Annotated in this window: 17 protein-coding genes and 1 other RNA gene; 11 read left to right on the top strand and 7 right to left on the bottom strand. The window is 67.8% G+C overall.

What is annotated here, in order from left to right:
- Positions 1-125: 125 nt before the first annotated feature.
- From rpmF to CA237_RS01505, 8 genes are all read left to right on the top strand, one after another.
- Positions 126-305 carry a 50S ribosomal protein L32 gene (rpmF, locus tag CA237_RS01540; protein WP_066692472.1) on the top strand — a complete coding sequence of 60 codons (180 nt, stop codon included), beginning with the start codon at positions 126-128 and terminating at the stop codon, positions 303-305.
- Positions 306-332: 27 nt separating this feature from the next.
- Positions 333-1,364: a phosphate acyltransferase PlsX gene (plsX, locus tag CA237_RS01535; RefSeq protein WP_066692471.1), complete on the top strand. Its 1,032-nt coding sequence runs from the start codon at positions 333-335 to the stop codon at positions 1,362-1,364.
- Positions 1,361-2,323: a beta-ketoacyl-ACP synthase III gene (locus tag CA237_RS01530; protein WP_066692470.1), complete on the top strand. Its 963-nt coding sequence runs from the start codon at positions 1,361-1,363 to the stop codon at positions 2,321-2,323. The genes plsX and CA237_RS01530 overlap by 4 nt, the downstream gene beginning before the upstream one ends.
- A 72-nt stretch (positions 2,324-2,395) precedes the next feature.
- Positions 2,396-2,695, top strand: coding sequence for an integration host factor subunit alpha (locus tag CA237_RS01525; protein WP_066692468.1), 300 nt, complete (start codon positions 2,396-2,398; stop codon positions 2,693-2,695).
- A gap of 10 nt (positions 2,696-2,705) precedes the next feature.
- Positions 2,706-3,071: a MerR family transcriptional regulator gene (locus CA237_RS01520; protein WP_066692467.1), complete on the top strand. Its 366-nt coding sequence runs from the start codon at positions 2,706-2,708 to the stop codon at positions 3,069-3,071.
- A gap of 166 nt (positions 3,072-3,237) precedes the next feature.
- The gene (locus tag CA237_RS01515) at positions 3,238-5,757 is read left to right on the top strand and encodes a PBP1A family penicillin-binding protein (protein ID WP_066692465.1); all 2,520 of its coding nucleotides are present in this window, start codon (positions 3,238-3,240) and stop codon (positions 5,755-5,757) included.
- Positions 5,758-5,813: 56 nt separating this feature from the next.
- A complete protein-coding gene (gene prfB / locus CA237_RS01510; RefSeq protein ID WP_066692462.1) occupies positions 5,814-6,941 on the top strand; it encodes a peptide chain release factor 2 in 1,128 nt (375 codons plus the stop codon).
- Positions 6,931-7,701 (top strand): methyltransferase domain-containing protein, encoded by a 771-nt coding sequence (locus CA237_RS01505; protein WP_241215406.1) that lies wholly within the window; start codon positions 6,931-6,933, stop codon positions 7,699-7,701. Before prfB ends, CA237_RS01505 begins: the two co-directional genes overlap by 11 nt.
- Before the next feature lie 330 nt (positions 7,702-8,031).
- Here CA237_RS01505 and CA237_RS01500 read toward each other — a convergent pair whose 3' ends face one another.
- From CA237_RS01500 to CA237_RS01485, 4 genes are read right to left on the bottom strand one after another with little or no spacing between them, the layout of a single operon-like run.
- On the bottom strand, positions 8,032-8,556 hold the full coding sequence (locus CA237_RS01500) for an NUDIX hydrolase (RefSeq protein ID WP_066692456.1): 525 nt from the start codon (positions 8,554-8,556) through the stop codon (positions 8,032-8,034).
- Positions 8,553-9,221, bottom strand: a complete 669-nt coding sequence (locus tag CA237_RS01495; protein WP_084401704.1) for a hypothetical protein — start codon at positions 9,219-9,221, stop codon at positions 8,553-8,555. The genes CA237_RS01500 and CA237_RS01495 overlap by 4 nt, the downstream gene beginning before the upstream one ends.
- A complete protein-coding gene (locus CA237_RS01490; protein ID WP_066692452.1) occupies positions 9,221-10,102 on the bottom strand; it encodes a TPM domain-containing protein in 882 nt (293 codons plus the stop codon). The genes CA237_RS01495 and CA237_RS01490 overlap by 1 nt, the downstream gene beginning before the upstream one ends.
- An 11-nt stretch (positions 10,103-10,113) precedes the next feature.
- Entirely contained in the window at positions 10,114-10,707 is a 594-nt protein-coding gene (locus CA237_RS01485; protein WP_066692450.1) for a LemA family protein, read from the bottom strand.
- Between the two features lie 76 nt (positions 10,708-10,783).
- On the opposite strand from CA237_RS01485, the gene mscL reads away from it, so the two are divergent.
- Positions 10,784-11,245: a large conductance mechanosensitive channel protein MscL gene (gene mscL, locus CA237_RS01480; RefSeq protein WP_126012499.1), complete on the top strand. Its 462-nt coding sequence runs from the start codon at positions 10,784-10,786 to the stop codon at positions 11,243-11,245.
- 90 nt (positions 11,246-11,335) lie between these two features.
- Here the strand turns inward: mscL and CA237_RS01475 are convergent, their stop codons facing one another.
- A complete protein-coding gene (locus tag CA237_RS01475) occupies positions 11,336-11,767 on the bottom strand; it encodes an Rrf2 family transcriptional regulator (protein WP_055759141.1) in 432 nt (143 codons plus the stop codon).
- Between the two features lie 44 nt (positions 11,768-11,811).
- Here CA237_RS01475 and ssrA point away from each other — a divergent pair.
- Positions 11,812-12,221, top strand: a transfer-messenger RNA (tmRNA) gene (ssrA, locus tag CA237_RS01470).
- Positions 12,222-12,433: 212 nt separating this feature from the next.
- Positions 12,434-13,207, top strand: coding sequence for a TSUP family transporter (locus tag CA237_RS01465; protein ID WP_066692445.1), 774 nt, complete (start codon positions 12,434-12,436; stop codon positions 13,205-13,207).
- Positions 13,208-13,391: 184 nt separating this feature from the next.
- Here CA237_RS01465 and CA237_RS01460 read toward each other — a convergent pair whose 3' ends face one another.
- Both CA237_RS01460 and CA237_RS01455 read right to left on the bottom strand, forming a co-directional pair.
- Positions 13,392-14,501, bottom strand: coding sequence for a glycosidase (locus CA237_RS01460; protein WP_126012496.1), 1,110 nt, complete (start codon positions 14,499-14,501; stop codon positions 13,392-13,394).
- Positions 14,498-14,788, bottom strand: coding sequence for a chorismate mutase (locus CA237_RS01455; protein ID WP_066692442.1), 291 nt, complete (start codon positions 14,786-14,788; stop codon positions 14,498-14,500). The genes CA237_RS01460 and CA237_RS01455 overlap by 4 nt, the downstream gene beginning before the upstream one ends.
- Positions 14,789-14,813: the final 25 nt, after the last annotated feature.

Raw genomic sequence — 14,813 nt, 5'->3', positions numbered from 1 at the left:
TCGCGACCAGCCTGTCTGCCGGTCCGGCGGGTCGCCGGTCGCGGAAAAGCGGTCCGGCACTTGCCTGGGCCGCGTCGTCAGTTGATCGCGAAACCAACTGATACCCAAGTGATAAAGGTGCCGAAATGGCAGTTCCCAAGAGAAAGACCACGCCCTCGAAGCGCGGTATGCGTCGCAGCCACGACTCGCTGAGCATCGAGTCGTTCCAGGAATGCCCGAACTGCGGCGAACTGAAGCGTCCGCACAATCTGTGCACCGCTTGCGGCCATTATAACGGTCGCGAAGTCGTCTCGGTCGAAGCGTAATCCGCTCCACCGGACAGGAAGGCACGCATGGCTGACGGGTCCTGGATCGCCATCGACGCGATGGGCGGTGACGAAGGGCTTGCCACCATGCTGGCGGGCGTCGCCCATGCACGGCGACGCCACGAATCGATGCGCTTCCTGCTGGTCGGCGACGAGGCGGCGATTCGCGCCGGTCTCGAATCGCATCCCAACCTCAGTGCCGCGTCGGAAATCGTCCACGCGCCTGAGGTTGTCGGTTCTTCCGACAAGCCCAGCCAGGCGATTCGCCGGGCGAAGACCACGTCGATGGGCATCGCCATCAACCTGGTGAAGCAGGGGCGCGCCGCCGCCGCCGTGTCGTCGGGCAATACCGGCGCGCTGATGGCGATGGCGAAGCTCGCGCTGCGCACCATGCCCGGCATCGACCGGCCGGCGCTGGCGGCGTTGCTGCCGAGCCTCGGCGACAACGACCTCGTCATGCTCGACCTCGGCGCCAATGCCGAATGCGATGCGCGCAACCTCGTGCAGTTCGCGGTGATGGGCGCCGCCTATGCCCGCACCGCATTGGACCTCGAATCCCCCCGCGTCGCGCTGCTGAACATCGGCACCGAGGAGCTGAAGGGCATCGACAGCGTGCGGGAAGCGGCGGCGACGCTGCGCGCCTCGCCGCATCTGCCGATGACCTTCACCGGCTATATCGAGGGCGATCGCCTGTCGCGCGGGCAGGTCGATGTCGTCGTCTGCGACGGCTTTTCCGGCAATATCGCGCTGAAGACGGCGGAGGGGACGGCACGCTTCGTCGCCGACCTGCTCAAGCGGGCGTTCCGTTCGTCGGTCCGCTCGAAGATCGGGTTCCTGATCTCGAAGCCGGCGACCGAGCTGCTGCGCCACCATCTCGACCCCAACAACCATAATGGCGCGGTCTTCCTCGGCCTCAACGGGCTGGTGGTGAAGAGCCATGGCAGCGCCAATGCGATCGGCGTGTCGAACGCGATCCAGGTCGCCGCCAAGATGGTGCGCGACGACCTCACCCGCAGCATCGCCAGCGATCTGGCCGGTATCGAGGCACAGGCAGCATGATTCGCGCGATCGTCACCGGCACCGGATCGGCGCTCCCCGCCAACCGCGTCTCCAACGCCGACCTGGCCGAGCGGGTCGATACCTCCGACGAATGGATCGTCGAGCGCACCGGCATCCGTTTCCGCCACATCGCCGCCGAGCATGAGACGACCTCGTCGCTGGCGACCGATGCCGCGCGCGCCGCGATCGCCGCCGCCGGGCTGGAACCGGGACAGATCGACCTGATCGTGCTGGCGACCGCCACCCCGGACCAGACCTTCCCGGCGACCGCGACCAAGGTGCAGGCGGCTTTGGGCATCGACGATTGCGTCGCGTTCGACGTCGCGGCGGTCTGTTCGGGGTTCCTCTACGCGGTGCAGGTCGCCGATTCGATGCTGCGGGCCGGCGTCCATCGCCGCGCGCTGGTGATCGGGGCCGAAACCTTCAGCCGCATCCTCGACTGGGAGGATCGCACGACCTGCGTCCTGTTCGGCGACGGCGCGGGCGCGATCGTGCTCGAGGCGCAGGACGATTCGGACGGACGCGGCATCCTGTCGACCCGGCTCCACGCCGACGGTCGCCACAACCAGCTGCTCTACGTCGATGGCGGCCCGTCGACCACCGGCACCGTCGGCAAGCTGCGCATGAAGGGCAAGGAAGTGTTCCGCCATGCGGTGGTCAACCTTGCCGCCGTCATGGGCGAATCGCTCGACCTCGCCGGGCTGACCCCGGCCGATGTCGACTGGGTCGTGCCGCATCAGGCCAATGCCCGCATCCTCGATGCGACCGCGCGCAAGCTGAGCCTCGCCCCTGAAAAGGTGGTCGTCACCGTCGACCGGCACGCCAACACGTCCGCAGCCTCGGTTCCCCTGGCGCTCGACGTCGCGGTCAAGGACGGGCGGATCAAGCGCGGCGATATTGTCGTGCTGGAGGCGATGGGGGGTGGCTTTACTTGGGGCGCCGCCGTAGTGCGTTGGTAATCCTTTCGTATTTTTGAATCTTCGTATACGGCCTGCTATCGGTTCGTCGTATTTCGAAGGGGAACAGAACCGATGGCAACCGATGGCACGCTGACCCGCGCGGACCTTGCCGAAGAGATGCACCGCGAAATCGGCCTGTCGCGCGCCGATTCCGCGCGCGTGGTCGAACAGATTCTGGGGCATCTGTGCGAGGCGCTCGCCAAGGGCGAGAACGTCAAGATTTCGGGCTTCGGCAGCTTCGTCCTGCGCGACAAGGGCGAACGCGTCGGCCGCAATCCCAAGACCGGGGTCGAGGTGCCGATCGCGCCGCGGCGGGTGCTCACCTTCCGTGCCAGCCAGATGATGCGCGACCGCATCGTCGCGGCGGGCTGATCGGACCCGATTGGCGCCCCCCGTCGACAAATCGGCCGGCGCCTATCGCACGATCGGTGAGGTCGCGCGCGAACTGGGGGTGCCGCAGCACAAGCTGCGCTATTGGGAAGGGCGCTTCCCGCAGATCAAGCCGCTGACCCGCGCCGGCGACCGCCGCCATTACCGGCCGGAGGATGTGGCGCTGCTGCGTCGCATTCACGGCCTGCTGGGCGAACAGGGCTATACCGTGCGCGGCGTGCAGCAATTGCTGGCGCAGGAGGCCAAGGCCCCGCTGCCGGTCGCCCCGGCGCCACGCCGCGCAGCGCGCATCACCGAACTGCGTGCCATCCGGGCGTTGTTGTCCGACGCGCTGGTGGCGGATGGGGCGGGGCGGTAGCTTTCTCGCCACACACGTCGCCCCAGCGCAGGCTGGGGCCTCCATCGGCTCCTGTCCCATGCTACAACCGGGAGATCCCAGCCTTCGCTGGGATGACGTATCCGGGGCGAGGCCCAAGAAACGCCCCGCTTTCCCCCACGCCCAAACCTGCTAAACCGCGCGGGCGATGAGCGTATCCGACACCGAAGCCACTCCCGACGCCGCCCGCCCAGGCTGGCGCGCCCGTTTCGCCCGTATCCGGCGGCGGTGGTGGTTCCGCCTGCCGGCCTTCGCGTTCCTGCTGGCCGGGATCGGCGTGTTCCTGATCTGGCTGTTGCTGTGGCGCACGCTGCCCTCGGTCGATTCGCTGCGCGCCTATGAACCGCCGCTGCCGACCAATGTCCGGGGGATCGAGGGCGATCCGATCCACAGCTATGCCCGCGAACGCCGCGTGCAGCTGTCCTATGCCGAATATCCCCCGCTGCTGGTCCGCGCGTTCCTGGCGGCGGAAGATCGCACCTTCTTCGAACATCACGGCGTCGATTATCCCGGCATCGCGGCGGCGGTCTTCACCAACCTGACGCGCAGCGGCCGCCCGATCGGCGCGTCGACCATCACGCAACAGGTGGCGAAGAACCTGCTGCTGACCAACGAGGTCAGCTATGTCCGCAAGGCGAAGGAGGCGTTGCTCGCCTATCGCATCGAAAGCGCGCTGACCAAGCAGCAGATCCTCGAACTCTATCTCAACCAGATCGCGCTCGGCCGGAACGCGTTCGGCGTCGAGGCGGCGAGCCACGCCTATTTCGGCAAGGAACTGCGCGAGCTGACGCTGCCGCAAATGGCCTATCTGGCGATCCTGCCCAAGGGGCCGTCCAATTACACCCCCGAACGTGGCTATGATCGCGCGATCGCCCGGCGCAACTGGGTGCTGGGCGAAATGGAGCGCAACGGCTTCATCACGCCGGCCCAGCGTGCGGCGGCGGTCGCCCAACCGCTCGGCACCATCCCGCGCCAGACCCCGCGACAGGAAACCGCCGGCGGCTACTTCATCGAGGAAGTGCGCCGCCAGCTGCTCGACCGGTTCGGCGAGAATGCGAAGGACGGTCCGCACAGCGTCTATGCCGGCGGGCTGTGGGTGCGCACCTCGCTCGACCCGAAGATTCAGCAGGATGCGCAGGACGCGCTGCGTTCAGGCCTGATCCGCTTCGATTCGGGGCGTGGCTGGTCCGGCCCGCTCAACAAGCCGCGGCTGGAGGTCGACGAGGACAATTGGCAGTCGGCGTTGCTTAACACCAACATCGCCATCGATTATCAGGACTGGCAGGCCGCCATCGTCATCGCCAAGGATGGCGGCGAGGCGCGGATCGGTTTCGCCGACGGGCGCACCGGCGTCCTGCCGCGCGGCAATGCGGTGATGCCGGTCCGGGGGCAGGGCGGCACCGCCTTCGCCGCGATCCTGCCCGGCGACATCCTCGCAGTGGCCCCTGCCGGCAGCCAGTGGTCGTTGCGCTCGGTCCCGCGCGTGTCGGGCGGCATGGTGGTCGAGGACCCGCGCACCGGCCGCATCCTCGCCATGCAGGGCGGCTTCGACAGCCGCATCCAGTCGTTCAACCGCGCGACCCAGGCGATGCGCCAGCCCGGATCGACCATCAAGCCGATCGTCTATGCCGCCGCGCTGGAGGCGGGGATGACCCCGGCCTCGATCATCGTCGACGGCCCGTTCTGCGTGAACCAGGGCGGGCGGCTGGGCCAGAAATGCTTCCGCAACTTCGGCGGCGGCGGCGCCGGGCCGCACACCATGCGCTGGGGCGTCGAACAGTCGCGCAACCTGATGACGGTGCGCGCCGCCGCACAGACCGGCATGGACAAGGTCAACGACCTGATCCAGCGCGTCGGCGTCAGCGACACCAAGTTCCCGCCGTACCTCTCTTATGCGCTGGGCGCGGGCGAGACGACGGTCATGCGCATGGTCAATGCGTACTCGATCCTCGCCAATCAGGGCCGCGAGCTCAAACCCACCGTGATCGATTTCGTGCAGGACCGGCGCGGCAAGGTGATCCTGCCCGAAAACTGGCGCGCCTGCGACGGCTGCAACGCGCCCGACTGGGACGGCAAGCCGATGCCGCGTCCGCAGATCAAGTCGCGCCAGATCATGGACGCGATGAGCGCCTACCAGATGGTGCACATCATGGAGGGGGTGATCCAGCGCGGCACGGCGACCACCCTGCGCGATCTCGGCCGCCCGATCATGGGCAAGACCGGCACCTCGACCGGTCCCACCGACGTATGGTTCGTCGGCGGCACGCCGCAGATGATCGCCGGCCTGTATCTGGGCTTCGACACGCCGCGCAATCTGGGCGGCTATGCGCAGGGCGGCACGATCGCCGCGCCGATCTACAAGAGCTTCGCGGTCAAGGCGTACAAGGACATGGAGGTGCTGCCGTTCCGCGCGCCCGCCGGCATCCGCATGGTCCGCATCGACCGCGCCAGCGGCCGTCCGGTCTATGGCGGCTGGCCGACGACCGACCCCAAGGCCGGCATCATCTGGGAAGCGTTCAAGCCCGAGACGGAGGCGCGCCGCGCCACCGGCCGGCTGGGCGAGGCGCGCGCGCCCGTCACCCGCGACCCGACCCGCGCCGCGCCGGTCCAACGACAGGCGCAACCGCGCGACAGCGACTTCTTGCAACGCGAAGGGGGAATCTACTAGCGCGCGCCCTATATCGGCGGCATTCCCCCTGATGACGTTTTTCCGGAGTTTCCCCCATGCGCGCCGAAGCGCAAGCCCATGTAGACAAGATCAACGATGCCCTCGCGCTGCTGCGCCGCTTCCTCGATTGGGACCGCGCGCTGCGCCGGTTGGACGAGCTGAACGCGCGCGTCGAGGACCAGGCATTGTGGAACGATCCCAAGGCCGCGCAGGAAGTGATGCGCGAACGCCGCCGGCTGGACGAGGCGATCACCGCCACCCGCACCATCGAGCGTGAGCTGTCCGACACGGTCGAACTGATCGAGATGGCCGAGGCCGAGGGCGATGCCGAGATGGCCGACGAAGGCGTCGCCAACCTCGCCGAACTCGCGAAGCGTGCCGATCACGACAAGGTGCAGGCGCTGCTGTCGGGCGAGGCCGATGCCAACGACACCTATATCGAGATCAACGCCGGTGCCGGCGGGACGGAGAGCCAGGACTGGGCCGGCATGCTGCAACGCATGTACACCCGCTGGGCCGAACGCCGCGGGCTGAAGGTCGAGCTGGTCGACCAGCATTCGGGCGAACAGGCGGGCATCAAGTCGGCGACGCTGCTGCTGAAGGGCGAGAACGCGTACGGTTTCGCCAAGACCGAGGGCGGCGTCCACCGCCTCGTCCGCATCAGCCCCTATGACAGCGCGGCACGGCGCCACACCTCGTTCGCGTCCGTCTGGGTCTATCCGGTGATCGACGACAATATCGAGGTCGAGTATAACGAAAGCGACCTGCGCATCGACACCTATCGCGCGTCGGGCGCCGGCGGGCAGCACATCAACACCACCGATTCGGCGGTGCGCATCACCCATATCCCGACCGGCATCGTGGTGCAGTGCCAGAACCAGCGGTCGCAGCACAAGAACAAGGCCGAGGCCTATAACCAGCTGCGCGCCCGCCTGTATGAGCGCGAGCTGGCGATCCGCGAGGCGGAGGCCAATGCCGAGAACGCGACCAAGACCGATATCGGCTGGGGCCACCAGATCCGCTCCTATGTCCTGCAACCCTATCAGATGGTGAAGGACCTGCGCACCGGCGTCGTCTCGACCGCGCCCGGCGACGTGCTGGACGGTGCGCTCGACCCGTTCATGGCGGCGGCGCTGTCGCAACGGGTCACGGGCGAGAAGGTCGATGTCGAGGATGTCGACTGAGATGCACCGCGCCGTCCTCCCCGCGCTGCTGATTCTGGCCGGCTGCGACGCGACGCAGCCGAACCCGATCGCCAATGCGCAGCGGGAGGACAAGCCGGACTTTCCCAAGGCCGACCGGCCCGTGGCGACGATCGTGTCGGCGCGCTGGTCGACCGAGGAAGCGCGCGACCGGCTGAACGAGGCCGAGCTGGTGATGGACAAGGCCGGCATCGCGCCAGGCATGACCGTCGCCGATATCGGCGCGGGCGAGGGCTATTACACCATCCGCCTGGCACAGCGGGTCGGCGACGACGGCCGCGTGCTGGCCGAGGACATCATCCCGCAGATCCGCGACGCGCTGGCGCACCGGGTCGCGCGCGAACGCCTCGACAATGTCAGCGTCCGGCTGGGCGAACCCGACGATGCCAAGCTGCCGGTCGACAGCTTCGACCGGGTGCTGATGGTCCACATGTACCACGAGATCGCCGAGCCCTACGCCTTCCTGTGGAACCTGCGCCCCTCGCTGCGCCCCGGCGGGCGCGTGGTGGTGGTCGACGCCGACCGCCGCACCCAGAATCACGGCACCCCGCCTGCGCTGCTGAAATGCGAGTTCGAGGCGGTCGGCTACCGGATGGTCGAGCTGCAGAAGATGCCCTCGGCCGGCGGCTATATCGCGATGTTCACCCCCGAAGGCCCGCGACCGGAGCCGAAGAATATCGTGCCCTGCGGGGTGCCGACGCCCACGCCGAGTGCGGGTCCCAGCGGCACCCACAAGGGCTGACCGGCCGGTTCCCACGCCCCCCGTTCGGTTCGAGCAGCTTCGAGCCTGTCGAGAAGCGTCCGTCGAGAACGCGTTTCTCGGGGCACCCCTTCTCGACTACGGTTCTCGACAGGCTCGAACCTCCGCTCGAAGCAAACGGAGGGCGTAGGGGACGGAGACGGGATCGAGGCAGCGCAAACGGCGTGTGGGTTCCAACCCCAACCCCACCCGTCACCCCGGGCTTGACCCGGGGTCCCGCTTCTTCCTTCTACAATCGCCAGTCCAAAAAGCGTCGCCCCGGATCAAGTCCGGAGTGACGGGTAGTACCCCGGGCTAACCTTCGCCTGAAACTCACCCCAACAGAACCGGCGCCAACAACAGCAACAACTTCACATCGACCGCCTTGCCCGCCGCCCGCTGCCCGGCCACGAACCCGGCCACGCCCTCCAGCGGCACCCGATGCACGACGATATCCTCGCCGGGCACCCCGCCACCCTCACCGACCTTCACCAGATCACCGGCGCGAAACAGCGTGAAACTCTCCGACACCATCCCCGGCGACGAATGATATTCGCCAAGCGGCACCATCGACCCTGCGCGATAGCCGGTCTCCTCCTCCAGCTCGCGCGTCGCCGCCACCGCCGCCGCTTCGCCCGCCGCATCGTCGCCGACCAGTCCGGCGGGCAGTTCGATGCAGTTGCGCCCCAGCGGCACGCGATATTGCTCGACCAGCAGCACATGGCCGTCATCGATCGCGACGATCACCGCCGCGCCGATCCCGTTCGCGCGCCCGACATATTCCCAGCGGCCACGCTTCTTCGCGGTGATGAAGCGCCCGGCCCACATCACCTCTTCGGGGGCATCGGCATCGATCATAGTTCGATCAACCGGTCGGGAAGTTCGTTCATCGGTCTGGCTCCTGTCGGAAAATGTTCGGCGAGCACCGCGCCGATCGCGCCCACCGCCGCGACGATCCCGTCGGCCGGCCGGTCCTGCTTCAACGCCACCAGCAACGCCGCCAGCGCATCGCCCCATAGTGCCGGATCGACCCGGTCGTGAATCGCGGCCTCGGCGATCAGTTCGGCGCGATGTTCGTCGAGCGACAGGTACAGCAGCACGCCCGTCGCCGCGACCGTGCGGCGTTCGGCGGCGGCACGGAACAGCAGCAGCGCGCGCGCATGGACCCGCCGCGCCTTGGTCGCCGCCGGGGTCAGCGCCATGCGGAGCGGCATCCACGCACAGCCATAGCGCACGATCAGGAACACCGCGCCCTGCACCCACGCCAGTGTCGACAGCAGGAACAGCGGGGTAGGGGCATCGCCCCACGGCTCGACCCAAGCATGAAAGGCGAGCAGCCAGCCCGGCCACAATGCGGTGCCGACCAGCACCAGCAGCATCGCCAGCACCGCCATGTGCAGCCCTACATCATGATAGGCGTCGGACCGCCGGGCGAGCACGACGACGATCTCGCCCTCGGTCGCCGATTCGGCCTGCGCCACCGCATCGCGGATGCGCGCCCGGTCGGTATCGTTCAGGTGCATCACCAATTCCCGGAAGCGCCGCCGCCGCCGAACGATCCGCCGCCGCCACCGGTAAAGCCGCCGCCACCCCACCCGCCCGACGATCCGCCGCCCGACCAGCCCCCGCCACGGCTGCCGCCGCGTGCGGCACCACGCGCCAGTTCGTCGGCGATCGACCACAACACGACCTGCGCGACGTCGCCCGCCGTGCTGCTGCGATGCGTCCGGCCCCATGGCCCGGCGCGCCGCCGCCGTCCCGAAAAGACCAGCATGCAGAAGATGATGACCCCGATCGCGATGAAGAAGATCGCGCCGGTCGGCAGGCCGCTCCCGCCCGATCGTGGCTGCTGACGCCGGCCCCGGTCGAACGCCGCCGCCGCGGCATCGACCCGCGCCTGCGCTTCCTCGGGGCTCAGCCGCAATTGCGCGATCACCGCATCCGCTCCGGCGGTCATCGCGCCGGGCACGTCGCCGTCCTTCAGCTTCGGCATCATCTGCTGCTGGATGATCGCACTCGATATCGCGTCGGTCAGGATCGGTTCGAGGCCATAACCGACCTCCAGCCGCGGTCCGCGTTGCCCCGCGGGATTGTTCGGCGCAATGAACAGGATCGCGCCGTTATCCACATCCTTGAGGCCCACGCCCCAGGCTCGGCCCAGCCGATAGCCATACTCCTCCAGCGGATAGCCTTGGGTGTCGCCGATCGTCGCCACGACGAACTGCCGCTTGGTATCCTTCTGTAAAACCAGCAATTTCTGCGTAAGGTCGGCGCGAGTTTCCGCCGGCAGGACGTTGGCATCGTCGACGACCAGCCCGGTGAACTTCGGAAATGTCTGCGCGGCGGCGGGCAGTGCGCAGACTGTCCACAAACTTATCCACAGGCAGATCAACAGGCGCCGCATCGGGCCGCGCGTCAGTTCGAATTGCCGAAATTGACCTGCGGCGCGACCTCCGCCCCGGCCTGCGCCTGAAAGCTCTGCTTGGGCTTGGCGCCATAGAAGATGCGCGCGCCGACCGCGTCGGGGAAGGTGCGGATGCGGGTGTTATATGCCTGCACCGCCTCGTTATAATCGCGCCGGGCGATCGCGATGCGGTTCTCGGTACCCTCCAGCTGCGATTGCAGCGACAGGAAATTCTGGTTGCTGGTCAGCTGTGGATACGCCTCGACCACCGTGCGCAACTGGCCCAGCGCCTGGGTCAGCTGGTTCTGTGCCGCCTGGAACCGCTGGAACGTCGCCGGGTCGGACAGGTCGTCGGTGGTGACGTTGATCGACGTCGCGTTCGCGCGCGCTTGCGTCACCTGCGTCAGCACGCGTTCCTCCTGTCCGGCGAATCCCTTCACCGTCGCGACGAGGTTGGGGATCAGGTCGGCACGGCGCTGATACTGGTTCTGCACCTCGCCCCACCGGGCGTTCACCTCTTCCTCGGCGGTCGGCACGCTGTTCACGCCGCATGCCGCCAGCGGCACCGCCATCATCACCACCATCGCCCGCCGCATGTATATCATCCTGTCCGGTGCTTGCCTGGCACCATGGTATCGAAGCACTATGCCACCCTCAAGCAGAGACGGGAGGGCCAGGTCCATGCTCAAGGAATTTCGCACGTTCGTCGCGCGCGGCAACGTGCTCGACCTCGCGGTCGGGGTCATCATCGGCGCGGCGTTCGGCACGATCACCAAATCGCTGACCGACGACATCATCATGCCGGTGATCGGCTACATCTTCGGCGGGTTCGATTTTTCGAGCTATTTCATCAAGCTCGGCCCGATCCCGGCGACCTATAAGGGTAGCCCGGAAAGCTATAGCGCGCTGAAGGCCGCTGGCGTGCCGCTGTTCGGCTACGGCCAGTTCGTCAGCGTGGTGATCAATTTCGTCATCCTCGCTTTCATCGTGTTCCTGCTGGTCAAGTTCGTGAACCGTGCCATCGCGACGGTGCATCAGGAACAGAAGACCGGCGACGTCACCCCCGCCGCCGACCCGCCCGAAATCGCGCTGCTGCGCGAAATCCGCGACGAATTGCGCGCGGGCAAGACGCTGTCGGAATGATGCCGTACCCCCGCGCAGGCGGGGGTCCAGAGCCAAGAAAGCGACGCTCGCCGCCTGTAACCCTGGATCCCCGCCTGCGCGGGGATACGCTTATGCCGCCGCCAGCTCCTGCGCCGCCGCTGCCGCCAGGCTGGTCCCGTCGAGGATTCGTGCCGTCTCGTCCCGTACCCGCGCCATCGCATGACGGATGGCGCAGCTCGCCTCGTCCTTGCAGTCGCCGCACGGGCGGTACGCGGTGCGGCTGACGCAGGGCACCAGCGCCAGCGGCCCTTCGATCACGCGGATGATCTCGCCCAGCGAAATCAGGTGCGCTGGCCGCGCGAGGTGATAGCCCCCCGCCTTGCCGCGCGTCGACGACAGGAACCCCGCCTCGCGCAGGTCGGCGAGGATCAGTTCGAGGAACTTGCGCGGCACGTTCGCGGCGGTGGCGATGCGGTGCATCGGCATCGGGGCCTCGCCCGCCGGCTGTTCGGCAAGGAACAGCATCGCGCGCAGCGCATAGCGGGAACGCTGGGTCAGCATGATCCTGTCGCCCATGCCACCGCATCGCGCGCAAGGGAAGTCCGCTTCTTTTCAAAGCCGGGACAAGCGCCTATATCCCCTCTCGCCGGCTTCCAGCCGGCTATGACGATAAATGGCGGCGTGCAATAGACGCAGCGGACCCGGGGGCAGTACCCGGCGGCTCCACCACCTGCGCCGGATGGTCGACACGCGTGAAGCGTGCCGACCCAGCGGCTCAGCTGATGGGGCCGAACCAGGATCGACGTGTGTTGAAAAGCGCTGTTTTCGTTCGGAATGGGACCACCGCAACGGCCCATACACACAAGTGCCAACGATAACGAAGCACTCGCGATTGCGGCGTAACTAAGGGCCTCACGGCCTGAAGTTACTCCAAAATAGCGCGGTTGGACCGAACCGGGCAACAGAATCGGATTCCAGCGGTACGGGGAGCACCGGGCAACAGAAGCTCCCCACTGATCCCATTCTCTGACCGGGTATGTCGCCTTGTCGACCGGGCGGGCCTTCCCATCATCGTCATTCCCGCGCAGGCGGGAATCCATACACGCCGAGGTCGGCGATGGAGCCGCGGCGGCAGCGTCTATGGACTCCCGCCTTCGCGGGAGTGACGAAAGGATAAGGGCTAGCCGGGAGGTTCCCCGCAGCCGCCTTCCCCGCTACGCGCACCCCATGGACATCGACCTCATCGCCCTGCTCATGCTGGTCGCCTTCTGCGCCGGCACCATCGACGCGATGGCGGGCGGGGGCGGGCTCATCACCATCCCCGCGCTGCTCGCCGCCGGCGTGCCGCCGGTCATGGCGCTCGGCACCAACAAGCTGCAAAGCGCGTTCGGCACCGCCGGCGCGACCTTCGCCTTCTGGCGCAAGGGGCATATCGACCTGCGCCGCTCGTGGCGGTTGGCGCTCGCCTCGTTCGGTGGCGCGGCGGTCGGCGCGGCGCTGGTGCAGGCGATCGACCCGCAGTTCCTTGCCGGGCTGCTGCCGGTGCTGCTGGTCGCGATGGCGCTGTATTTCCTGTTCGGCCCGCGCCTGTCGGACGTCGACACCCACACCCGCCTCGCGCCCGCCGGGCTGCTGCTCGCGGTGGCGGCGATCGGCACCTATGACGGGTTCTTCGGTCCCGGCACCGGCTCCTTCTTCACCCTGCTGCTCGTCACTGCCGCCGGCATGGGCGCGACGCGGGCGGTCGGGCATACCAAGCTGCTGAACCTCGCCAGCAATCTCGCCGGCGTCATCGTACTGGTCGCGGGCGGCCATGTGTGGTGGGTACTGGGGCTGTCGATGGCGGTGGCGAGCGTGGCCGGCGGACAACTCGGCGCGGCGCTGGCGATCCGGTTCGGGGGCAGGGCGATCCGCCCGCTGCTGGTGGTGGTGTCGCTGGCGCTGACGGTGAAGCTGGTGGCCGACCCGGCCAATCCGCTGCGGGTGTGGTTGGGGATCTGACCTCACACACCACCCCTTCATCCCACCCCGTTCGGTTCGAGCAGCTTCGAGCTTGTCGAGAAGCGTCCGTCGAGAACTTGCTCGTTTGGGGCAGCCCCTTCTCGACTTCGGTTCTCGACAGGCTCGAACCTGCGCTCGAAGCAAACGGGGTGGGGATAACGGGGAAGGGGCAGGGGCAGGGCGCTCAGTCCAACCGCGCGCCAGCCACCCGCGTCAACCGACACGCCAGATCCGCCTCGCCCGACGCCACGATCCAGTCCTCGCCATCCGCCACGATTCCCGTCGTGAACACCACCGGCTGCGGCAGATACGCCTGATGCGCGATCGGCGCGATCAACGCGGACGCCGCCTCCAGCACCGGCCGCGTCTCGTCCCGCTCCCGCACCTCGCGAGCCTCGGCATCGATCAACGCCCGGTACGTCCGATACACCCCGACCGCGCCCTGTTTCTCGACGCCGTGATACAGCATCATCCACCCGCGCTTCGTCCGCACCGGCGGGGTCCCGCCGCCCAGCTTATACGCCGCCGCGCCCTTCAACGGCTGCAAAGCCGGTTCCGCCAAAGGCCGCCAGTGCAGCATGTCGGGGGAGGTCGCGAGGTTGATGCTCGGTCCGCTCCCTTCCGCGCCATCGGGCGCTGCGACGAACCACGCATCCGACAGCGGCCGGGTGAGCGACACGAACCGGTCGCCGACCCGCCCCTCGAACGGCACCATGTCCTTGTTGCCATGGTCGAGCACGATCCCCTGCGACCGCCAGGCAAAGCCGTCGTCCGACCGGTACATCACCGTACACAGCCGCCCGCCCGACACGCCGCACACCGTCATCCAGTACGTGCCGTCGATCGCCACGATGCGCGGGTCCTCGACGCCGTACTGGGCATAGTCCGCCGACGGCTCGACCGCGCGGTCGTAATGGACCGCCACCACCCGCTGCCCGTCCGCCGACAGCTCGACCGGCAACAGCCATGACAGCGAGGTGAGCCCGAGGAACGGATAGGCCCCGCCCTTCAAGGAAAAGAACCGCGGATCGCTGACATCCGCCGCATCGGCCGGAAACGCGTCGAGCACATAGCGCCCGCCCGTCCAGCGGATCGATCGCACGCAGCCATGGCGCACCGGTTCGCGCAACGCCTCCGCCACCCGCACCAGCAGCAGCAGATTGCCGCTGGGCAACCGCGTCAGCGCCGGGTTGAACGCACCCAGCACATAGGTCGGCTCGGACAGGTCGCGCCGCAGCGGCGAACGGGTGAGATCGACATCGTCCGGCGCAAAAACGATCCGGTCGTCGCTCACGCCGCGTCCCCGTCCTGCAGCGATCGGTGATGCCGAATCACCTCGTCGATGATGAAGCGCAGGAATTTCTCGGAAAATTCGGGGTCGAGATCGGCATCGCGCGCCAGCGACCGCAACCGTGCGATCTGCGCTTCCTCGCGCCCGGGATCGGCCGGGGGCAGGCCGTTCTCGGCCTTGTACTCGCCGACCGCCTGCGTCACCTTGAACCGTTCGGCCAGCAGGAACACCAGCGCGGCATCGATATTGTCGATGCTCTGGCGGAATCGTTGCAGCGTCGCGTCGGCCATGGCGTCCTCTTCCGGTTCGTGCCGC

It is taken from the genome of Sphingomonas sp. ABOLH, from assembly GCF_003951715.1.
Lineage (GTDB): Bacteria > Pseudomonadota > Alphaproteobacteria > Sphingomonadales > Sphingomonadaceae > Sphingomonas > Sphingomonas hankookensis_A.
Note: the sequence above shows the minus strand (reverse complement) of the source record. Positions and strands in the feature narration are given on the sequence as shown.

What these genes read in the sequence shown, in the direction of transcription:
- CA237_RS01525 (WP_066692468.1), top strand. Translation starts at nt 2,396, where the DNA reads ATGGCAACCGATGGCACGCTGACCCGCGCGGACCTTGCCGAAGAGATG.
- CA237_RS01530 (WP_066692470.1), top strand. Translation starts at nt 1,361, where the DNA reads ATGATTCGCGCGATCGTCACCGGCACCGGATCGGCGCTCCCCGCCAAC.
- prfB (WP_066692462.1), top strand. Translation starts at nt 5,814, where the DNA reads ATGCGCGCCGAAGCGCAAGCCCATGTAGACAAGATCAACGATGCCCTC.
- CA237_RS01455 (WP_066692442.1), bottom strand. Translation starts at nt 14,788, where the DNA reads ATGGCCGACGCGACGCTGCAACGATTCCGCCAGAGCATCGACAATATC.
- CA237_RS01500 (WP_066692456.1), bottom strand. Translation starts at nt 8,556, where the DNA reads ATGATCGATGCCGATGCCCCCGAAGAGGTGATGTGGGCCGGGCGCTTC.
- CA237_RS01485 (WP_066692450.1), bottom strand. Translation starts at nt 10,707, where the DNA reads ATGATATACATGCGGCGGGCGATGGTGGTGATGATGGCGGTGCCGCTG.
- CA237_RS01505 (WP_241215406.1), top strand. Translation starts at nt 6,931, where the DNA reads ATGTCGACTGAGATGCACCGCGCCGTCCTCCCCGCGCTGCTGATTCTG.
- CA237_RS01515 (WP_066692465.1), top strand. Translation starts at nt 3,238, where the DNA reads ATGAGCGTATCCGACACCGAAGCCACTCCCGACGCCGCCCGCCCAGGC.
- CA237_RS01490 (WP_066692452.1), bottom strand. Translation starts at nt 10,102, where the DNA reads ATGCGGCGCCTGTTGATCTGCCTGTGGATAAGTTTGTGGACAGTCTGC.
- CA237_RS01465 (WP_066692445.1), top strand. Translation starts at nt 12,434, where the DNA reads ATGGACATCGACCTCATCGCCCTGCTCATGCTGGTCGCCTTCTGCGCC.
- rpmF (WP_066692472.1), top strand. Translation starts at nt 126, where the DNA reads ATGGCAGTTCCCAAGAGAAAGACCACGCCCTCGAAGCGCGGTATGCGT.
- CA237_RS01475 (WP_055759141.1), bottom strand. Translation starts at nt 11,767, where the DNA reads ATGCTGACCCAGCGTTCCCGCTATGCGCTGCGCGCGATGCTGTTCCTT.
- plsX (WP_066692471.1), top strand. Translation starts at nt 333, where the DNA reads ATGGCTGACGGGTCCTGGATCGCCATCGACGCGATGGGCGGTGACGAA.
- CA237_RS01495 (WP_084401704.1), bottom strand. Translation starts at nt 9,221, where the DNA reads ATGCACCTGAACGATACCGACCGGGCGCGCATCCGCGATGCGGTGGCG.
- mscL (WP_126012499.1), top strand. Translation starts at nt 10,784, where the DNA reads ATGCTCAAGGAATTTCGCACGTTCGTCGCGCGCGGCAACGTGCTCGAC.